Genomic DNA, 17,193 nt, shown 5'->3' with positions numbered 1-17,193 from the left:
TTAGTTCTCTATCGTAACATTAGATTCTATTATACACCAAAAAAAGAGGCCGCCGTCAGCAACCTCTTCAACACGTCTATTTCGCAAGTATCACTTGTTCATTGCACTGCATTCATCTCGGATAACCGTGTGGCCTTTACGACATAAGCGGCTAAACCGGGGATCATTCGAGCCAAACCCGGATAGAATTTATTGGTTTTGGCAAAAGCCAGCTTCTGAATTCTTCTTGCGCGTCTGAGCAATTGGGTAAATTCACGGCTCGCTTCCAGCGTGTAATTACTCTGCCAATCCGCATGCTCAATGTCGCCTTGCAGGTACTTGTCAGTCCACTTTGCACACAGGAGTGAGGAACGAAGAGCAATCGACATCCCGTCTCCACATAGGGGTGGTATCATCAGCATGGCATCCCCAATATGCGGATATTTGGACCACGGTTCAGGAACGTTGGACAGATGCAGCGGCGCAATCGACACCTGCGTTCCGTCTACAGGCTTCCCCTCGGCTAAACGAGCTGCCAAGCTTACATTCGTCTGGGATGCAGCCTGCAAAAAATCGATAACGGACTTGCCAGTTCCCTGCACGGTTTCCAAAGTCAATAATGCGGCAACATTTACAATACCATCCTCAATCGGGGAAATCCCCACATAACCACCATCGCAAAAATATAACTCGACCCGTGCGGGAATCTCAATACCGCTGAAGTGGGATTTAACGCCAACATATACGGTTTGGTCCCGCAGATCAGGTGCGGAAGCCATCCCGCGAAGCTTTTTGCTGCCATGTGCTCCGATAACGGCTTTGGCTCTGTAGCTGATCCGCTCGTCTCCCTGCTTCACCTGAACCTCATAACTGGCATCCTCAAGCTGCTCAATGCTCGTTATGGTCGCTTTGGTCACAATCTGGGCTCCGGCCGATAGAGCTTTCTGATGCAAAATCTGATCCAGCTCATATCGGCTTATGCCATAAGCGAGTCCTGGTAGCGGTGCTTCAATCACTCCGCCTTGCTGCATAACGATTTTGGCATGATCCATGGTGCTGGGTTTCTTCGCTTGGTCCAGAAGGTGAATGTCCAAAACCTCCAGCATCTCCCTGGTTTCTGGTGACATGAACTCACCACAGGTTTTGTGACGCGGGAACTCCTGGCGATCCAGCAAAAGGGTCCGATGCCCTCTCTCCGCCAGTTGCATTGCACACGTACTGCCAGCAATTCCCGCTCCGATAACGATGACATCTATCGATTTCGACACGTAAGATCACCTGCCTTTCGTGGGAATAACAACAGAGTAACGGAATAAAGGCTTCCATTCATAGGTCATCGTGTCATGATTTAGCCGTTGTTTAAGTTCCCGCCAATCCCTCCCTGTAAAGCCTTTGGCAACGGAAAGCGGGCCATCATGACGGATGTAACGATTGCGCGAGATCATACGTGTTGTAATCCAGACCGCCTTATAGGATACAGTGTGGCGGTGAATATCATTAATGACGACACCGTGCCTGGATGCTCTCAACATATGAGAAACCATATCAACCAGCTGATCTCCGTCAAAATGATGCACAAACTGGGAGCCTGTCACGATATCTGCGGAAGCATCAGGCAGTTGTGTAAGATCGGCACGCTGTACCCGAACTCGGGGTTCATCACGGAATAGTTGTCTCGCTTCCTCACACGCCTCTTCCGTCAGATCAACCAGTGTAATCTCCAATTGAATGCCCTGACGATCCGCCCATTGCAGTAGTTTCTGGTTCACATCTCCTGAACCTGCCCCCACATCCAGAAGAGTCAGCTTATCCGGCCTTCCGACAGAGTTCCATAACTTCTCCACACCAGCCAGAGTTGGGCCAGGTGCTGCAAATATTTTGTTAAGCCGTCTCAGATGTCGGAGTGCTTCACGCAGCTCCTCGCCGCCCAGCGAGAAGTCATCCATGAGTTCGTCTTCCTTGGCCCGAATGGACAATGTTCTAAAGAAGGACATGATCGTGCTCCTCCATCACGGAAGATAATGACGGTACATAAGTGAATTTCATCAGCTCTGCGGTGAGTCCCGGTCCAAATGCCATGGCTACACCTTCTGTTGCTGGTTGCTCCTGTGCCTTCATGTCCTCACGCATCGCATTCAGTACAAACAAAATGGTGTTGGAGGATAAGTTACCAAACGTTCTGAGGACATCCCTGCTGTATTTCGTTTGCTCGTCTCGCAGCTTCATGACATTCTGCACAGAGTCCACTATTCCGCGACCTCCCGGATGGATAGCCCACAGTTCAGGAAGCTGTTCACTTTGAAGTAGCAGACGCAGCTCCTCTTCCAGATGAAAACCCAGCAGCTTCGGAATACGAGGTGATAGATACAGATCATATCCCAGGTTCCCGACCTCCCATGTCATATCTTCAGTTGAATCCGGAAGAAGCACAGAGTAACCCGTTCCCAGACTCAGAACATTCTTATGCTGAGGTTCTGGGTTACCCACCACACAAGAAGAAGCAGCATCTCCGAAGAATGAAGCTGCAAACAGCGCTTCCCGATCTTGCACCGGCTGAAAATGAAGTGTGCACAACTCTACACAGACAACAAGAACCTGTGACCCCGGAGCACCCTGCACGACATCTCGTGCCATCTGAATGGCTTTCAACCCTGCGGCACACCCTTGAAAGATCAGTGGCAGTCGATTAACTCGGGCAGACAAACCCAAGTGACGGATGAGCATAACATCCAGACCCGGCAAGTATTGACCCGTGCAGCTGACCGTGATGATATGCGTGATGCTCTTTGGAGACACGCCTGAATCCTTCAGTGCTCTCTCTGCCGCCTCGATCCCGAGCGGAAGCGCCTCTCGCTTGTATGTATTCATTCGTTCTTCGGTTGTCGGGATGTCTGATACATCACCAGAGGGCAGATAACGGCATTCTTCCAGTGAACCCAGATAGCTCGGTTCCACGGTATATCGTGTTTCAACACCACAGGACTTGAATATTCGCCTGGCAAAACGGGCCAAATCCGGCCGATTCTGAAGAGAAGAAGCGATCAGCTCTGCAATGTCTGACTGCGCTACGGCGTGAGCAGGTAGAGCCGTTCCCATGCCAAGAATCGCGATATCGGATGGACTGTTATATTGGTTCATAATTAACCTCCTGGTATTGGTCATTATTTCCTCTAATTAACAACTCTTACCCTTAACGATATCGTTATAATCTCAAGAACGCTCCTAATCTAGTTTATTATCACACCCACAAGCTCAGAAGCTTGGTTTCAACAAGTGCTTGATACAACTACACAAATAAACCAAAAAAGCCGCCATTAGGCGACTTCAAGGTAACCAGATTCCTTCTAACATCATTCTGATGAACGTTACGTTATTTGGAAAATGTCTCTCTAATCTTATCACTCATCCGACACCAGGCATCCTCAGCCATCTGGAGATCGCCAAAATGCGTAAATCCATGAGCGGCTCCCTCATACTCCCTATGAGTCACCTTCACACCGCTTGCTTCGAGCCTTGCTGCATATGTTCTTGCTTCTTGAGCTAGTGAATCTTTCTCCGCGGTAATGATCAAGGCTTCCGGAAGACCCTCTAATGATGTTGCAAGCACTGGAGAAGCTAACGGGTCATGTGCATCTTCTGGCGTAACAAGGTACATCGCGTTGAACGTTCTGGCAATATCGGCTGGAATGGCTTCTTCAAAACTAGGTTTATCGGCCGGATCTGTTGCCACATCCAACACGGCATAATCCATAACCTGAAGAATAATTGGCAGCTCGCTTCCACGTTGCTGATTCAATAAACATACTGCTGCAGCAAGATTACCACCAGCACTATGCCCCCCAATGGCGAATAGCGACGGGTTAACCGATAAGGATTCGGGATTGGCGTGGACCCACTGTACAACGTCGTAACATTCGTGTACCGCTGTTGGGAACTTATGCTCTGGTGCAAGACTGTAATCGATATTGATAACTACACATTTAGCACGATCAGCGATCAGACGACACCATGGATCATCCATCTCTGCTTGTCCGAAGATGAAGCCACCCCCATGCATATTGAAGAAGACTGGCAGAGGAGCCGAATGATCCCTATCTGGTTGGTACACCAGTACACGCGTATCGCCTTTTCTCGTAGGAATCATGACTTCTTCCACGGTGACAGCATACGCGGAACTGGGTTGAAGAGCTGCACCTGTGCCGACGACATTTTGACGCATACGTTGTACCATTGCCATTTGTTGTTGTTGATCCATCGTTATCACTCCTTATTATGATTACCAATGAGTTCCTGCAACTGCAGACTTGAATGATTAATTCTGCCAATGAATTCGTAGATAACATCGATGTTATTTTCCTGCTCTTGTGTCGTTGCCAGTACACCTTCTGTTGCGACGGCATGTTCTTGCGAAATATCGGAAATATGATCCACTTGCGTTCGTACTTGTGTAAAGATCAGGCTCATCTGATCCGTCATGTCTAATTCCTTAGCTATGTATTGATCAACATGCTCGAATGTGGACCTGATGTGGTCAAAGCTCTCAAGTACTTGTCCGGTGATCGCTTCTCCTTCTTTTACAGCAGCATTGCCGATGGTGGCCTTCTCCACCACGAGCTGTGTCTTTCTTTTGATATTATGAATGATCTCATTAATTTGCTTGACCGTATCGGAGCTTTCCTGTGCAAGCTTCTTGACTTCATGGGCTACGACGGCAAAGCCAGCTCCAGCTTCTCCTGCTCTTGATGCTTCGATATTGGCATTCAATGCCAGAAGATGGGTCTGATCCGCGATCTGGTTAATGGCCGACAGGAAGGTATTCACATCATCCATGCTTTGGTTCAATTCCTTGACTGTCGTCATCGAATCGGTTACCGCTCCGTTAATCATGTTCATCTGATTGCCCATTTGCACAATTCGATCCGAGCTCTGACGAACAACTTGTCCGTTATCGGAAGAGATTTGGGCAAGGCGATGTGACATCTGATTGATCTCCACCATCTGCGCATCTGCCGTGTTCATCATCTCGCTGATATGTGTAATGCTGCCCGATTGATCGCGAATGCCTTCCGTCACTTCCTGAATGTTCGATGTTACGGTGTCGCTCATCTGCTTCAGATTACGGATATCATCATTACAACTGGCAATATCGGTATTTAACGTAGATGTGTTCTCTCGAATCACCTTCACCATATTATCGAGTGCCTTCACAAGATCTCTAGCTTCTGCTTCTTTGTCGAGGGCGACCTGAATCAAGTCTCTTCCTCGTTTACATACAAAATACAGAGCAACAATGGTCAGTTCAATGAACCCAATGGTCATGAAAAAGTTCGTATCGTATTGCTGATGGTCCGCGTAATAAATCACAATATAAGCAATGTTATACATGGCTCCGAATCCATACAACAGAACCCTGTTCAGATAGAGTGAGATGACACAGAGCACAACCACGATGAGCATGCCTGCTCCGGGAGATTGGATATATTGCGTGGTTGCAGTCAGAATCGCAATCATTAGCACAACCATGGTCATGACCGGTTTTTTCTTACGATACATCAAAAATGTTGCAATGGAAAGCTCAACGAACAGCGAGAATACGACTGCAAGTTCAACCTGCTTACTACTTATGAAAAAGCAGAATGCGACCAGTGTCAGCCATAGAATCGTGGCAATGATTTTATTTACTTTGGCGGTGTTGTTTCTAAAAAAGCTGTTGTCCATAACTTGCATGGTAATTCCCCCTCAACGACTTGTGAACTGCTCTGCGATGATTTTGGTCATGATCAAAATGATATTGAGCAGGAGTACATAACACCATTCCATGTGAATCCCTCCTCATTCATCTCCCTGTTCGTTTGTTGCACTCCCCTGCTCCCTATTGGAGTCCTTGTTCTTGTGGAACATCATCCAGACTCCCATCAGACAAAATAAAGCACTGCATCCCATGCCAAACAGGCTACTGGTTTTTAATGCAAGAGGTGAGGCTTGCATGGTAAGCAGTGTCGCTTGCGTCACGACGATGGATACCATGGCATCTGTGAAATTAATCATTTTCAATGTAGACATAATTGGGTTATGGAGATGACGATTAGCCCAGGTACCATATATGGCAAAAGCCAGCTTGGTAAAGGCAACTGTAGCTACGACATACACAATGATGCCGCTATAGATGAAGGCATCGCCGATCAGATACATTCGCAGGCAGACTATTGAATAGGATATCCCCAGAAAGCAAAGGAAAAGACCTCCGCGCTTATAGACCGTAAGCTCCAAAGTATATCTTTCTTGGGGAGATTCCATCCTTTTAGCAACTTTATATTGTTGAAGTACCTGCCCTTTGGCTACACACAGAATCAGATAATACACAGCATTCGTAATGAACCATCCGGAAAGCAGATAGATCCCCAGGATTAACTTGCCTATTCCAATCAAAGCATTGATAACAAGCGAAGCAACGTTGATCATGGCCGTTCGATCTTGCTTATTTCCAAGGTGACGGGCCCATAGGGACTTCAAGTATGTCTTCATTTTCATAGGATATTCATACTACTTGGTGAGCAGACCATTCGCCTTTTCACATACCTCGTATATTTCGTCATATTTCTTGTCGATGTACGGCGTCACCTTGTCGGACTTTTTCTTGCGAAGCCCGCAGTAGCTGAAATACGGAATAATCCAGCCTGCAAAACCGGGGACCGCCAGCGTAATGGTAAGAGGTAGCATGTCTGCCTGATATGCAAACACCGAGCCAGCCATACATGCTGTGCCAACAATTCCGATGATATAAGCAACGGCAGAAGCGCCCATGATCTTGGATCGTTCCAATGTTGCGATCTCGGTCACACAGGATTCAAATTGTCTTTGCAGGCGGGTCAACTCCGCTTTGTTCCGAATCTTGCGATCCCGCTTGAACTTCATCGTGACGGAACCCACGTTTTGAAATGGTGTTGAAGTAGCTTCCAGAATCCAGCCAAAGTGCGCATATCCGTCCGTATATAATGATTCGGCATCTTGCTTCACAATAACGTCTTTATATTCATAGCCGACGAAGCTATGTTCAGTTCTGATCATCTCACTCATGTGTGTCATCACTCCCTCTATTGTTTTCTTTATATCCCTCATTGGATGTTCCTATCGTACCGACCAAATGTTTATAAGTTGCTTATGAAATGTTTACGAAATATGAATAAAAGCCTGAATTCAATGGTTTCGAATTCAGGCTTAGCTATTCAAGATCACGTAACTAGGCTATATGTTACTCTCCCACTTTTAGCTTAACGGTGAAGGTTGTGCCCTTCTGGGGTTCGCTTTCCACCGAAATAGAACCACCCATCAACTCGATGACACGCAACGAAAGAGCGAGACCAAGGCCATTCCCCTCTCCGTGATGGGAGGGGTCCCCTTGATAGAATTTATCGAAGATATGTTTCATCGTTTCTTCATTCATGCCACAGCCTGTGTCCGATACCATGACTGTAATGGTGTCTTCATCCGACGTCTGCTTGAGGGTGATCTTTCCTCCGGGAGATGTGAATTTGAGCGCATTGGAGAAGAGATTATGCCATACGATCTCCAGCATACTCTCTTCCGCATGAATGATGGCACGATCTTCGATATCCACCATGAATTCAATATCTTTTTCTTCCCAGGTCTGTTCAAAAGAAAGAGCACATTCAGCAAGCTGCCTGCACAGATCATAAGGCTCGGCAACCGGGATAATCTCCTGATTCTCCAATTTGTTCAGCTTCAGAATATTAACGACGAGGGTCGCGAGTTTGTTCGTGGAAGAAATGATGGTGTCTGTGTACTCTTTTCGAAGCTCTGGGCGTATATCATCCTGCTGCAACGCCATGGCATAGCCGTGGATGACCGATAAAGGTGTCTTAATCTCGTGAGATACATTGGAGATGAAGTCATTTTTCAATGTTTCAATACTGTTCAGCTCTTCTACCATTTTATTAAAATCCTCGAACATCACATCCACGTAGTTCTGCTTATCCGCTCGGTGAATCGGTTCCAGATATACGGAGAAATCTCCTTCCGCTACCTGCTTCGCAGCCTCACTGAGTTTGCGCATTGGCTTATCGAAGGCATTATACTTCTGCCTTGCCGTCACCAGGCAAAAAATAAGACTGACGATGACCCAGTATCCCGAGATACCGAAAATGTAAGGCCATGGGACATAACCCACGGGCAGATAGGCGTTATAGATGAGTGCTTGTCCTGCGGTCAACGTAGACAACAAGAGATACGTACCGAGAAACTCTTTCCATGATAGTAGTGGCTTTTTAATTCTCACGTCCGGGATCTGTGTCTTGGTCATTGCAATACAGCCTTGTAGCCAAGTCCGTGCACTGTCACGATTTTAAAATCCTCACACACGGAGAACTTGTCCCGAAGTTTAACAATGTATACGTCCACTGCACGCAGGCTGGTCTGACTGTCAATACCCCAGAACTCGTCCATGAGCTGTGCACGGGAAAAGGTATGTTTGGGATAAGAAAGCAATTTGTAAAGGATATTGAATTCTCGTACCGTTACGGATATTTCCTCCCCGTTTACCGTAGTTGTCATATCATTTGCATCCATCAACAGACTTCCTACACTCAGTTTCTTCTCATGGGCAATATTGGCCCGCCGCAACAGCGCACCTACACGCAGGACGAGCTCGTCCAGATCCACGGGTTTGACCATATAATCATCGATCCCCGCCTGATACCCCTTTTGTTTCGATGAAATATCGTCACGTGCTGTAACAAAAAGAATGGGAATGGTCTTATTAATCTGTCTCACCGTCTCGGCAAACTCAAATCCGTCGATCTCTGGCATCATGACATCGGAAATTAGAAGATCGTACATGTCGTTATACATCAAATCATACGCCTCTCGCGGATTAAAGCATCCGATAGCGTGATATCCGTTATTGGTTAGATATGTACAGATAATACGATTCAGTTTAATGTCGTCCTCTACCACAAGTATTTTGATCATCTAATCATCCTTTCAAGCTACATGTCCTCATTATAATGTCCAGATGTTAAAAAATTGTTTAAACCGTCTATCTATCATCTCTTAAATTAATATCTCATAAACAATATTCAAACAACACGGAAACATCGCTGCATCATGATAAACGTACTCAGTCGCTCAAGCAGTGAATGATAATGAGTCCTAAGGAGTGAGTCATGATGAAAGCAGCTATTTATTATGGGAAAAATGATATTCGTGTGGAAGAAAAACCAATGCCGGTTGTCGGTCCAACCGATGTTCTGGTACGAAATCTGCGCGGTGGAATCTGCGGAACTGATATTAACATTGTTAAAGTGGGTCAAGGAGATATGGGCATCAGTCTGGGCTCTGAATTTGGACATGAGATGGTTGGTGAAATTGTTGAGATTGGCTCTGACGTTGCTTCGGAGATTCACATCGGGATGCGTGTAGGCATTAATCCCATTACCGCAAAAAAAGTTGGAAGACGCAAATCCCTGGAATGCTCCGGATTCTCCCAGTACGTTCTGGTGGAGGAAGCCAAGCTTAATTATAACTTGTATGAAATAGATGCAAGTGTCCCGGCAGAAGTAGCCTCATTGATTGAACCTATGAGTGTAGGACGACATGGGGCTTTCAGTGCAGATCCGAAGCCTGAAGATCGGATTGTCATCATGGGCGCGGGTCCGATTGGCCTGCTGGCTGCTGCAAGTCTGATTGCTGAGGGAATGAAACAGGTATGTGTTGTGGATATCGATGAATGGCGTCTCGCCAAAGCTGCAGGACTCGGTGCTCTGACCGTGAATACCTCGACTACTACCCTCGAAGAGGGACTTGCTGGACACTACGGCACCGTGAACGTATACGGCGTTGAGGTGCCGAATGTCGATGTATTTATCGATGCGGCTGGTGCTCCCGTGTTGTTCGAGAAGATCATGAAGATCGTCAAACCGCAGGCCAGAATCTCAATTATTGCCGTATATAAAACCGAGGTGCCCATCAGCCTACAACAGGTGATGTCCAAAGAAGTGCAAGTGAGAGGTTCCAGTGGATACACGCACGAGGATTTCAGTAAGGTTGTGGAACATCTGACCCACTTCCATCCTGAATTATCTACTCTTGTAACACAGGTATACAAACTGGATGATATCCAGGAAGCCTTTAATACAGCGATTCAGGCCAAAGGAACGGTTAAAGTGGTTGTGGATTTAACTTAATTGAGATTATTTGAAATCGAACGACAAAAGCCACCAGAAGGTGGCTTTTGTCATTCATCTTAACTTACTTATTCTTCGAGACTGATCTATAATCGTAAGCTCAATGCTTATTTGTTTATTTGCACGCGGCTATACCTTGTTCCAGAATCCCCATCGCAGTAATCGTTTCTTCATCTTGGATGACCTTATCCTTGCCATGTACAATGGCTTGATAGATATCGTCATACACTCGGGCGTAGTCGCCAATCTCCGAAACCACTTTTTCCTCATGATAGATTCCTTCATCATCCAGATAGGTCAAGACGCCATAGTGCTGCGGGAGATCCACGCCAAAATCAGCATGTCCCTTGGGCAGATAAAACAATTTCAGATGTTCCTCCTGCCGATCCTCCGTTTGTTTCACGAACACACCCTTCTTGCCATATACCACAAAGCTTGGACGGGGCTTCAAGCGGAAAAAGCTTGATTTGACGGACACTTTGAGTGAGGAATAATAAAAGTCCAGGTCAAAGTAATCGTTCATTCTTCCCTCACCAAGCAGTTGACGCACATCGGAATGGATCGTATCCGGCTTGCCAAAGTAGGATAACACCTGGTCGATGGTATGCACCCCATGTCCGTATAGATAGCTGTGATATTTGGAAAAATGAGAGATGTTGTTCGGGATTTCCGGACGGTAGTAATCGTAGTGCATCTCTATTTCCAGCAGATCCCCCAGCTTCCCTGATTCAATCACTTTCTTCGTTGTAAGGAAGTCCGAATCATAACGTCTGTTCTGATAACATTGAATCACCAGATTTTTCTCTTTCGCGTATTGGAAGATGGATATGGCTTCAGCCTGGGTTAACATGAACGGTTTTTCCACAAGCACATGTTTGCCATGATCGAGTGCCATTTTCGCGTATGAGTAATGGGACTCTGTATGAGTGCAGACCACCACCAATTGAATCTCCTCATCATTCATCACCGTGGAGACATCATCCGTGTAGTTTACGTCAGGTATACGATCCCACTCGGTTTTATCCAGATTGCGTGCGTATATGGTTTTTACGTTCAGATGATCCCTATTCAATGAAAAAGGAAGATGGTATCGATTCGTGCTCTTGCCATTACCGATGTATCCGATGGTTAACATAATCATTCCCCCCAAGGCTCTTTTTCATTTATTATAAAAGAAGACAGCTCTGAATAAAGGCTTTGCCGCCATAACGGTACAATCGACCATTTTTAGGTATGCCTGACGGTCTGTCTATAAACAAAATGTTTAATGAACGCCCGTAATCGACGTTATTCAACTTACCTGGGGTGAACTTAATGAAAATACTAACTCAATTAACCGACATGCATAACTTTACACCGAATGAAAAAAGCATTGCTTCCTACATATTGACGCATAAGGACCGTATTCTTCATTTAAATGTGCAAGAACTCGCGAAAGTCACCTATACCTCGCATTCAGCAATTAATCGACTCGTTCACAAACTTGAACTCACTGGCTTCAAAGAATTCATCATCAGACTTGCCCGGGAATTTGAACAGGACTCCGCCCAGAACATCTCCAATGTGGACCCAAATTATCCGTTCAGTCTGGGTGAGTCTTCGCTTCAGGTAGCAAAAGAAATTGCCGAATTAATGAAGGAAACCATCGAGAAGAATGTGGCCTATATGGACGATGACCTGCTGTCACTCACAGCGCAATTACTGGATCGGGCTGAACGGATATTCATCTACGCCATGGGCGATTCACAGATTCGGGCGAAAAGTTTTCAAAATAAATTGTTCAAAATCAACAAATATGTAGTCATTGCCACGGAGCTGTCTGAATGGGCGCACCATACCGTCAACTTGACCACAAAAGATTGTGCCATTTTCCTTACCTATCATGGAAAATCTCAGAGTTATATTACAGCGGCCCATCATTTTAAGCGCGAACACATTCCTTTTATCACCATCACAGCAACCAGCCACAGCGAACTGGCGAAGCTCAGCACGATCTGTATCCGAGTTCCCAATGATGAAGTGAAGCTTGCCAAGATCGGATCCTTTTCTTCCCAAATTGCTTTTGAATACGTGTTAAACGTCATCTACTCTTGTATCTATAAAATCAACTACGCGACGAATAGGCAGACTTCAGCCGAGACATATGAGAAACTCCAGGTCAGTGACCTGTTAAGTGACGATTAATGTAAGTTACATGAAAAGCTTCACTATTCGGTCAGAGATTCCCGAACGCTTTTCGGAAGGGATTTGACAACCATATCATAAGAGTGATCAATCATGACGTAGATATCCTCATCTGACAAGGAACCATCCAGCGTAATGGTATTCCAGTGTTTTTTGTTCATATGATATCCCGGTTGAACGGCTTCATGCTGCTCTCTCAGGTTCTCTGCAATAATGGGATCACATTTTAAGTTCAAGCGACAATTCTTTTCTTTGTTTTCAAAAATAAGCGCGAACATCTTACCCTCAACCTTAATCGCGACTGGGTCAGGCCCAAATGGATAATCCTTGGTCGCACCTTTCTTCTTCAAGCTGTATTCAATCATCGTATCTTTCAAGTCAATACCTCCCTTTCACCAATGGACGATATAATGATACCGAATGTAAGTTCGTATGTAAATAAGCTTGTTACACATAAAAGCTCATAATAAAACCTCCTCCATATGAATGGAGAAGGTTTTATCTGGATTTATTTAAATCTTAATTGGCTCTATCGTTTCGTGTTTTGCTGCTTCGGCTGAACGAGCCATTATTGGGTTTACTGCTACTGCTGTGTGATCTACTGCCGTTGGATCTGCCGTCGTTTGAACGACTACTATTGGATCTACCATCGTTTGAACGACTACTAGTCGTTTTACTACTCTTAGCAAACCACTCGGATTTGGGCTTGCGTGCCGGGTTAGCCTTGGACTTGGCTGGTTTACCTGCAGCTGATTTGTTATAGGCAGGTTTACCGCCTGGTGCTTTGTTCGTTTTTTCAAACACAGGTACACCTGTCATTGGATACGGATGACCTTTCACTTCAGGAATCGTCTTTTTGATTACTTTCTCAATATCCCTTAGGAATGGAAGTTCGTCTTTCTCACAGAATGAGATGGCCATCCCGCTTTTCCCTGCTCTACCTGTACGTCCAATACGGTGAACATACGTTTCCGGAATGTTAGGCAGGTTAAAGTTGATGACATGCGACAGTTCTTCCACGTCAATTCCTCTTGCCGCGATATCCGTCGCCACCAGTACTCGCGTGGCCCCGCTCTTGAAGTTGTTCAGTGCCCGTTGTCGCTCGTTCTGAGACTTATTGCCATGAATAGCCTGTGCCGTAACATTCACCTTGGCCAAATCACGTGTAACCCGGTCAGCGCCGCGCTTCGTGCGTGTGAACACCAATGCCGTGACGATGGATTTATCCTCCAAAATTTGGTTCAACATCTGCTGCTTCTTGCCATTCTCCAGCAAATATATAGACTGCTCAATGCGGTCTACTGTCGAAGACACTGGTGTAATTTCCACTTTGACTGGATCAACCAGCAAGGTTTTAACCATTTTGGTGATTTCAGGAGGCATCGTAGCTGAGAAGAACAGCGTCTGCTTCTTGTTGGGCATCTTGGCAATGATTCTTTTCACATCATGAATGAAGCCCATGTCCAACATCCGGTCTGCTTCATCCAGAACGAGAATCTCAACCATCTTCAGATCGATACGCTTCTGATTAATCAGATCGTTCAATCTGCCAGGCGTTGCGATAATAATATCTGCACCTTGATTCAGTGCACGCTCTTGCACTTTTTGCGAAACACCGCCAACGATAGCCGTACAACGGATGTCCGTATACCGACTATATACCTTGATGTTATCCGCGATTTGAATCGCGAGTTCTCTTGTTGGTGTCAAAATCAATGAGCGAATATGTCGTGCGGACTTGGGTCCTTTGGATCTTTCGCTTAATAATTGAATGATTGGCACTGAAAATGCTGCCGTCTTGCCTGTTCCTGTCTGTGCACATCCCAGCAGATCTCTGCCAGCTAATACAGCTGGTATGGCCTGTTCCTGTATAGGGGTAGGATTAGTATAGTTTGCTTTGTTTAACCCTTCCATAATAGAGGGGATAATATTTAAGTCCTTAAATGTCATGTTGTCTCCTTCATTTACGCACATCTATCAATAAGACGTATCTTTTATTTCACACGTAACGTATAAGGATACCATTAAAAACGTAATCTGTACATTAACTTTTTAATTTCACTTGTTTAACTCACCAATTTAAGACCGACTGCCGATCCGAGCACCATAGCGATAAATAGAATTCTTAAAGCATTTCGAGGTTCTCCGTAAAACACCATACCCAGAATGGCACCGCCGGAGGCGCCGATTCCCGTCCACACGGCGTATGCTGTCCCCATCGGAAGAGTTTCCATCGCAAGGGACAGGAACAGGAAGCTTAAACCAAACCCGGCTATCAATAAAACCAGTGAAATGAAATTACGGTCTTTGTGCAACTTGTTTATCATCAGCACTCCGATCATCTCAAATACGCCTGCCAAGACAAGAAATACCCAGTTCATTATAGCTGCACCTCCTTATTCTTCTCTTTACTTAGCATTTTAAGCCCAACTACGCCGAGTAAAAGTACACCAATGAGTATCATTTTTCCAGTTTGCACAGGTGCATTAAACAAAACAATCTCTGCAAGCACTGTACCTGCGGTACCCAAGCCAACGAAAACCGCGTATACGGTTCCCACGGGCAGTGTCCGCGAAGCTGCAATCATTAAGCTGAAACTGATTATAATCGCAACGAGTGTAAGCCCCCATTCCAGCAGACCACTGGCATGTTTCAATCCAATGACCCAACCCACTTCAAACAAAGCAGCAATCACAACCGACATCCATGTTTTATTCATTCCTGTAACACTCCTTCTCTAATTCATTTTTTCACCTAGTATGGGTAAATTAGCGTAAAAACAAAAAAGCCCGGGAAACAAACTGCATGTAGCAGTTCATCTCCCAGGCTTTTATCCCTCCGTGGCACAACCAACAGGTTGCGAGTTTTCTCTCGGACCAGACCGACACAACCGCCGCGGAACCCTAGAAAACCTGTTTTTATTCTAATGTGTCTCCAATTATACACACTTCTACTATCTTGGCAACCCTGGTATTATGATCATGCTAATTATCTAATAATGATGCCCATTAATCCTACAAATGTAGCGGCTTGATGTGGTGAAATCACACAACCGTTGAGATCTTCCATGGTTAACACCAAGGAGTCAAATTGGCAATCGCTAAGATCCAAATCCTTCATTTTGGTCCCCGTCAGGGAAGCTTGGTCGATGTTACATTGAATGAACGCCATTTTTTGAAGTGCAAGATAGGCAAAGTCCGCACCAATCAAGGTACATTCCGAGAAGGAGACCTGTTTCAGATGGGCAAAACGGAAGTTGCTGTAGTCTCCTAGACCATGAAGGAAATTGACATTTTGCAATCGACTATTGGAAAAATCAGTTCCGACAAACTTGCAGTTATGCCATTCGATCCGGTGCATGAAGGCACCAGAGAGATTGACATTGGAAAAATCGCAGTGTTCGAACCGGACGTCGGTGAATTCAAATTGTTCCAAGGTAGACTCCGAGATCGTCACATGTCTAAATACAACATTTTCAAAGGAAACCTTACTCGCTTCCTGTTGATCCAATGTAATGTTCTCGATCAGTTTATGCTTGTACTCCACTTTGGATTCGAGAAATACAATCGTTTCCGGTTCGAGCAACTGCTCCTGAAGCTTGGGTTTGTCCACTCTCATACCGCATTCCCCTATTCCTTAACAGCTACGACTCGCAATCGGCTTCTGTCCAAATACCATTGTCCATCCCGCATCAGTTGTGGCTGTACTTTTTTCTCAACAGCTTCCATAATAACATCCTGTACCGCAGGTGTGATACCGCTGAATAAATACTCTGCAAAGCTGGTCAACCACTTTCTGGCACCTGGCTTGAACGGGGTAAATTGGTCCACGTGCTGGGCCAGACTAACTCGAAATCCGTTTTGCTCCAGTAAATTCGCATATTCCCCAATGGTTGGGTGATACCACGGATTCCGACCTTCCCATTTGTATCCACGGGCATCCAGTTCTTCCCGTACCGCTGTAATTAATATAGCCGTATTGCCATTTGCAGCAAACTCAGCCACGAATCGCCCACCCGTCTTGAGCGCTAACTGTATCGATTGAACTACAGCTGGAGCATCTTGTATCCAATGCAGAACGGCATGAGAGAAGACCGCATCGAACGGTTCTTCTGTCCGATAATGACAGGCATTTTCGACTTGGATATTCATATCCGGGTATTTCAGTTTAGCTTGCCTAATCGTCTCCTCTGAAAAATCTATACCTGTTGGCAGTGCTCCTGCGGCTGCAATTTTGGCTGTCATCTCCCCATTGCCGCAACCTACATCAAGGATTCGTTCCCCATGAGACGGCTGGAGCAAGGATAAGATAGGTGTTTCCTGTAACGATGTAAAAGGAGCAGAATGCCCACTCCACGATTCGTTCCCTTGATCAAATGAATGTCCGTTATTCATAAAATATAATCTCCTTCTCAATTAAGGATCTAATGTATCTATAATAACTTTAATATAACGGAACTGTCAATTCACTTCTATGATCATTATAAAAAAATAGCTGCCGGGTGGCGACCTTAACATTAAAAATTCAGATCATCTGAAATTTCCTATTTCAATGCACGTTTTCTCTTTGAATTTGTTTTGTAAAAGGATGTTGTCTCCACCTCTTCGGAAACGAGCTCTAACCAGCATGTGAAGTATATATCTCGATGTACGGAATTCTCTTCCAACTTAATCTGTGATTCGAGCCTGTCAATCAAAATTCGCCTGACCTGGATTGATAACCACTTCATCACCTTGTTCACCCAACTTTTCAAATAAACTTTAATTGCTTGACTCTGTTAACATACTCTTAGTATGCCGAGTCATGGGTTACAAGCGGTATATCAATC

Annotated in this window: 18 protein-coding genes and 1 riboswitch; of the genes, 2 read left to right on the top strand and 16 right to left on the bottom strand. The window is 45.4% G+C overall.

Going from position 1 to position 17,193, the window contains the following annotated elements; all coding sequences use genetic code 11:
• Window positions 1–98: 98 nt before the first annotated feature.
• The 9 genes from MKX75_RS13580 to MKX75_RS13540 form a co-directional block, all read right to left on the bottom strand.
• Window positions 99–1,247, bottom strand: a complete 1,149-nt coding sequence (locus MKX75_RS13580; RefSeq protein ID WP_339169994.1) for an NAD(P)/FAD-dependent oxidoreductase — start codon at window positions 1,245–1,247, stop codon at window positions 99–101.
• 6 nt (window positions 1,248–1,253) lie between these two features.
• Window positions 1,254–1,973, bottom strand: coding sequence for an SAM-dependent methyltransferase (locus MKX75_RS13575; protein ID WP_076331052.1), 720 nt, complete (start codon window positions 1,971–1,973; stop codon window positions 1,254–1,256).
• A complete protein-coding gene (locus tag MKX75_RS13570) occupies window positions 1,960–3,117 on the bottom strand; it encodes a type III polyketide synthase (protein ID WP_339169991.1) in 1,158 nt (385 codons plus the stop codon). The genes MKX75_RS13575 and MKX75_RS13570 overlap by 14 nt, the downstream gene beginning before the upstream one ends.
• A gap of 232 nt (window positions 3,118–3,349) precedes the next feature.
• Window positions 3,350–4,234, bottom strand: a complete 885-nt coding sequence (locus MKX75_RS13565; protein ID WP_339169990.1) for an alpha/beta hydrolase — start codon at window positions 4,232–4,234, stop codon at window positions 3,350–3,352.
• 5 nt (window positions 4,235–4,239) lie between these two features.
• Window positions 4,240–5,706, bottom strand: a complete 1,467-nt coding sequence (locus MKX75_RS13560; protein WP_339169988.1) for a methyl-accepting chemotaxis protein — start codon at window positions 5,704–5,706, stop codon at window positions 4,240–4,242.
• Between the two features lie 105 nt (window positions 5,707–5,811).
• Window positions 5,812–6,510 (bottom strand): hypothetical protein, encoded by a 699-nt coding sequence (locus MKX75_RS13555; protein WP_339169986.1) that lies wholly within the window; start codon window positions 6,508–6,510, stop codon window positions 5,812–5,814.
• Between the two features lie 12 nt (window positions 6,511–6,522).
• Window positions 6,523–7,056: a hypothetical protein gene (locus MKX75_RS13550; RefSeq protein ID WP_339169985.1), complete on the bottom strand. Its 534-nt coding sequence runs from the start codon at window positions 7,054–7,056 to the stop codon at window positions 6,523–6,525.
• Between the two features lie 175 nt (window positions 7,057–7,231).
• Complete coding sequence (locus MKX75_RS13545) at window positions 7,232–8,299, bottom strand: HAMP domain-containing sensor histidine kinase (RefSeq protein WP_339169983.1); 1,068 nt, start codon at window positions 8,297–8,299, stop codon at window positions 7,232–7,234.
• Window positions 8,296–8,967, bottom strand: coding sequence for a response regulator transcription factor (locus MKX75_RS13540; protein WP_338594556.1), 672 nt, complete (start codon window positions 8,965–8,967; stop codon window positions 8,296–8,298). The genes MKX75_RS13545 and MKX75_RS13540 overlap by 4 nt, the downstream gene beginning before the upstream one ends.
• A gap of 194 nt (window positions 8,968–9,161) precedes the next feature.
• Between MKX75_RS13540 and MKX75_RS13535 the strand changes: the two genes are divergently transcribed.
• On the top strand, window positions 9,162–10,181 hold the full coding sequence (locus MKX75_RS13535) for a zinc-binding dehydrogenase (protein ID WP_339169981.1): 1,020 nt from the start codon (window positions 9,162–9,164) through the stop codon (window positions 10,179–10,181).
• A 115-nt stretch (window positions 10,182–10,296) separates the two neighbouring features.
• On the opposite strand, the gene MKX75_RS13530 is transcribed toward MKX75_RS13535, so the two are convergent.
• Window positions 10,297–11,316, bottom strand: a complete 1,020-nt coding sequence (locus tag MKX75_RS13530) for a Gfo/Idh/MocA family oxidoreductase (protein WP_339169979.1) — start codon at window positions 11,314–11,316, stop codon at window positions 10,297–10,299.
• A 179-nt stretch (window positions 11,317–11,495) separates the two neighbouring features.
• Between MKX75_RS13530 and MKX75_RS13525 the strand changes: the two genes are divergently transcribed.
• Window positions 11,496–12,365 (top strand): MurR/RpiR family transcriptional regulator, encoded by an 870-nt coding sequence (locus tag MKX75_RS13525; RefSeq protein WP_062834286.1) that lies wholly within the window; start codon window positions 11,496–11,498, stop codon window positions 12,363–12,365.
• Between the two features lie 23 nt (window positions 12,366–12,388).
• Here the strand turns inward: MKX75_RS13525 and MKX75_RS13520 are convergent, their stop codons facing one another.
• The 6 genes from MKX75_RS13520 to MKX75_RS13495 all read right to left on the bottom strand — a co-directional run bounded on the left by MKX75_RS13520 (window position 12,389) and on the right by MKX75_RS13495 (window position 16,759).
• The gene (locus MKX75_RS13520; RefSeq protein WP_339169977.1) at window positions 12,389–12,742 is read right to left on the bottom strand and encodes an MmcQ/YjbR family DNA-binding protein; all 354 of its coding nucleotides are present in this window, start codon (window positions 12,740–12,742) and stop codon (window positions 12,389–12,391) included.
• 142 nt (window positions 12,743–12,884) lie between these two features.
• Window positions 12,885–14,315, bottom strand: a complete 1,431-nt coding sequence (locus tag MKX75_RS13515; RefSeq protein WP_339169976.1) for a DEAD/DEAH box helicase — start codon at window positions 14,313–14,315, stop codon at window positions 12,885–12,887.
• Window positions 14,316–14,431: 116 nt separating this feature from the next.
• Window positions 14,432–14,746, bottom strand: coding sequence for a multidrug efflux SMR transporter (locus MKX75_RS13510; RefSeq protein ID WP_062834283.1), 315 nt, complete (start codon window positions 14,744–14,746; stop codon window positions 14,432–14,434).
• Window positions 14,746–15,084 (bottom strand): SMR family transporter, encoded by a 339-nt coding sequence (locus MKX75_RS13505; RefSeq protein ID WP_339169975.1) that lies wholly within the window; start codon window positions 15,082–15,084, stop codon window positions 14,746–14,748. Before MKX75_RS13505 ends, MKX75_RS13510 begins: the two co-directional genes overlap by 1 nt.
• Window positions 15,085–15,182: 98 nt before the next feature.
• Window positions 15,183–15,283, bottom strand: a riboswitch (guanidine-I (ykkC/yxkD leader).
• Between the two features lie 70 nt (window positions 15,284–15,353).
• Window positions 15,354–15,983 carry a pentapeptide repeat-containing protein gene (locus MKX75_RS13500; RefSeq protein WP_339169974.1) on the bottom strand — a complete coding sequence of 210 codons (630 nt, stop codon included), beginning with the start codon at window positions 15,981–15,983 and terminating at the stop codon, window positions 15,354–15,356.
• Window positions 15,984–15,994: 11 nt separating this feature from the next.
• A complete protein-coding gene (locus MKX75_RS13495) occupies window positions 15,995–16,759 on the bottom strand; it encodes a class I SAM-dependent methyltransferase (protein WP_339169973.1) in 765 nt (254 codons plus the stop codon).
• Window positions 16,760–17,193 lie beyond the last annotated feature (434 nt).

Source organism: Paenibacillus sp. FSL R5-0341, assembly GCF_037975235.1.
GTDB lineage: Bacteria > Bacillota > Bacilli > Paenibacillales > Paenibacillaceae > Paenibacillus > Paenibacillus amylolyticus_A.
The sequence above is the reverse complement of the archived record's forward strand: the minus strand, read 5'-3'. Positions and strand labels throughout refer to the sequence as shown.

What these genes read in the sequence shown, in the direction of transcription:
- MKX75_RS13570 (WP_339169991.1), bottom strand. Translation starts at nt 3,117, where the DNA reads ATGAACCAATATAACAGTCCATCCGATATCGCGATTCTTGGCATGGGA.
- MKX75_RS13515 (WP_339169976.1), bottom strand. Translation starts at nt 14,315, where the DNA reads ATGACATTTAAGGACTTAAATATTATCCCCTCTATTATGGAAGGGTTA.
- MKX75_RS13535 (WP_339169981.1), top strand. Translation starts at nt 9,162, where the DNA reads ATGATGAAAGCAGCTATTTATTATGGGAAAAATGATATTCGTGTGGAA.
- MKX75_RS13530 (WP_339169979.1), bottom strand. Translation starts at nt 11,316, where the DNA reads ATGTTAACCATCGGATACATCGGTAATGGCAAGAGCACGAATCGATAC.
- MKX75_RS13550 (WP_339169985.1), bottom strand. Translation starts at nt 7,056, where the DNA reads ATGAGTGAGATGATCAGAACTGAACATAGCTTCGTCGGCTATGAATAT.
- MKX75_RS13560 (WP_339169988.1), bottom strand. Translation starts at nt 5,706, where the DNA reads ATGCAAGTTATGGACAACAGCTTTTTTAGAAACAACACCGCCAAAGTA.
- MKX75_RS13500 (WP_339169974.1), bottom strand. Translation starts at nt 15,983, where the DNA reads ATGAGAGTGGACAAACCCAAGCTTCAGGAGCAGTTGCTCGAACCGGAA.
- MKX75_RS13575 (WP_076331052.1), bottom strand. Translation starts at nt 1,973, where the DNA reads ATGTCCTTCTTTAGAACATTGTCCATTCGGGCCAAGGAAGACGAACTC.
- MKX75_RS13540 (WP_338594556.1), bottom strand. Translation starts at nt 8,967, where the DNA reads ATGATCAAAATACTTGTGGTAGAGGACGACATTAAACTGAATCGTATT.
- MKX75_RS13505 (WP_339169975.1), bottom strand. Translation starts at nt 15,084, where the DNA reads ATGAATAAAACATGGATGTCGGTTGTGATTGCTGCTTTGTTTGAAGTG.
- MKX75_RS13555 (WP_339169986.1), bottom strand. Translation starts at nt 6,510, where the DNA reads ATGAAAATGAAGACATACTTGAAGTCCCTATGGGCCCGTCACCTTGGA.
- MKX75_RS13495 (WP_339169973.1), bottom strand. Translation starts at nt 16,759, where the DNA reads ATGAATAACGGACATTCATTTGATCAAGGGAACGAATCGTGGAGTGGG.
- MKX75_RS13545 (WP_339169983.1), bottom strand. Translation starts at nt 8,299, where the DNA reads ATGACCAAGACACAGATCCCGGACGTGAGAATTAAAAAGCCACTACTA.
- MKX75_RS13565 (WP_339169990.1), bottom strand. Translation starts at nt 4,234, where the DNA reads ATGGATCAACAACAACAAATGGCAATGGTACAACGTATGCGTCAAAAT.
- MKX75_RS13525 (WP_062834286.1), top strand. Translation starts at nt 11,496, where the DNA reads ATGAAAATACTAACTCAATTAACCGACATGCATAACTTTACACCGAAT.
- MKX75_RS13510 (WP_062834283.1), bottom strand. Translation starts at nt 14,746, where the DNA reads ATGAACTGGGTATTTCTTGTCTTGGCAGGCGTATTTGAGATGATCGGA.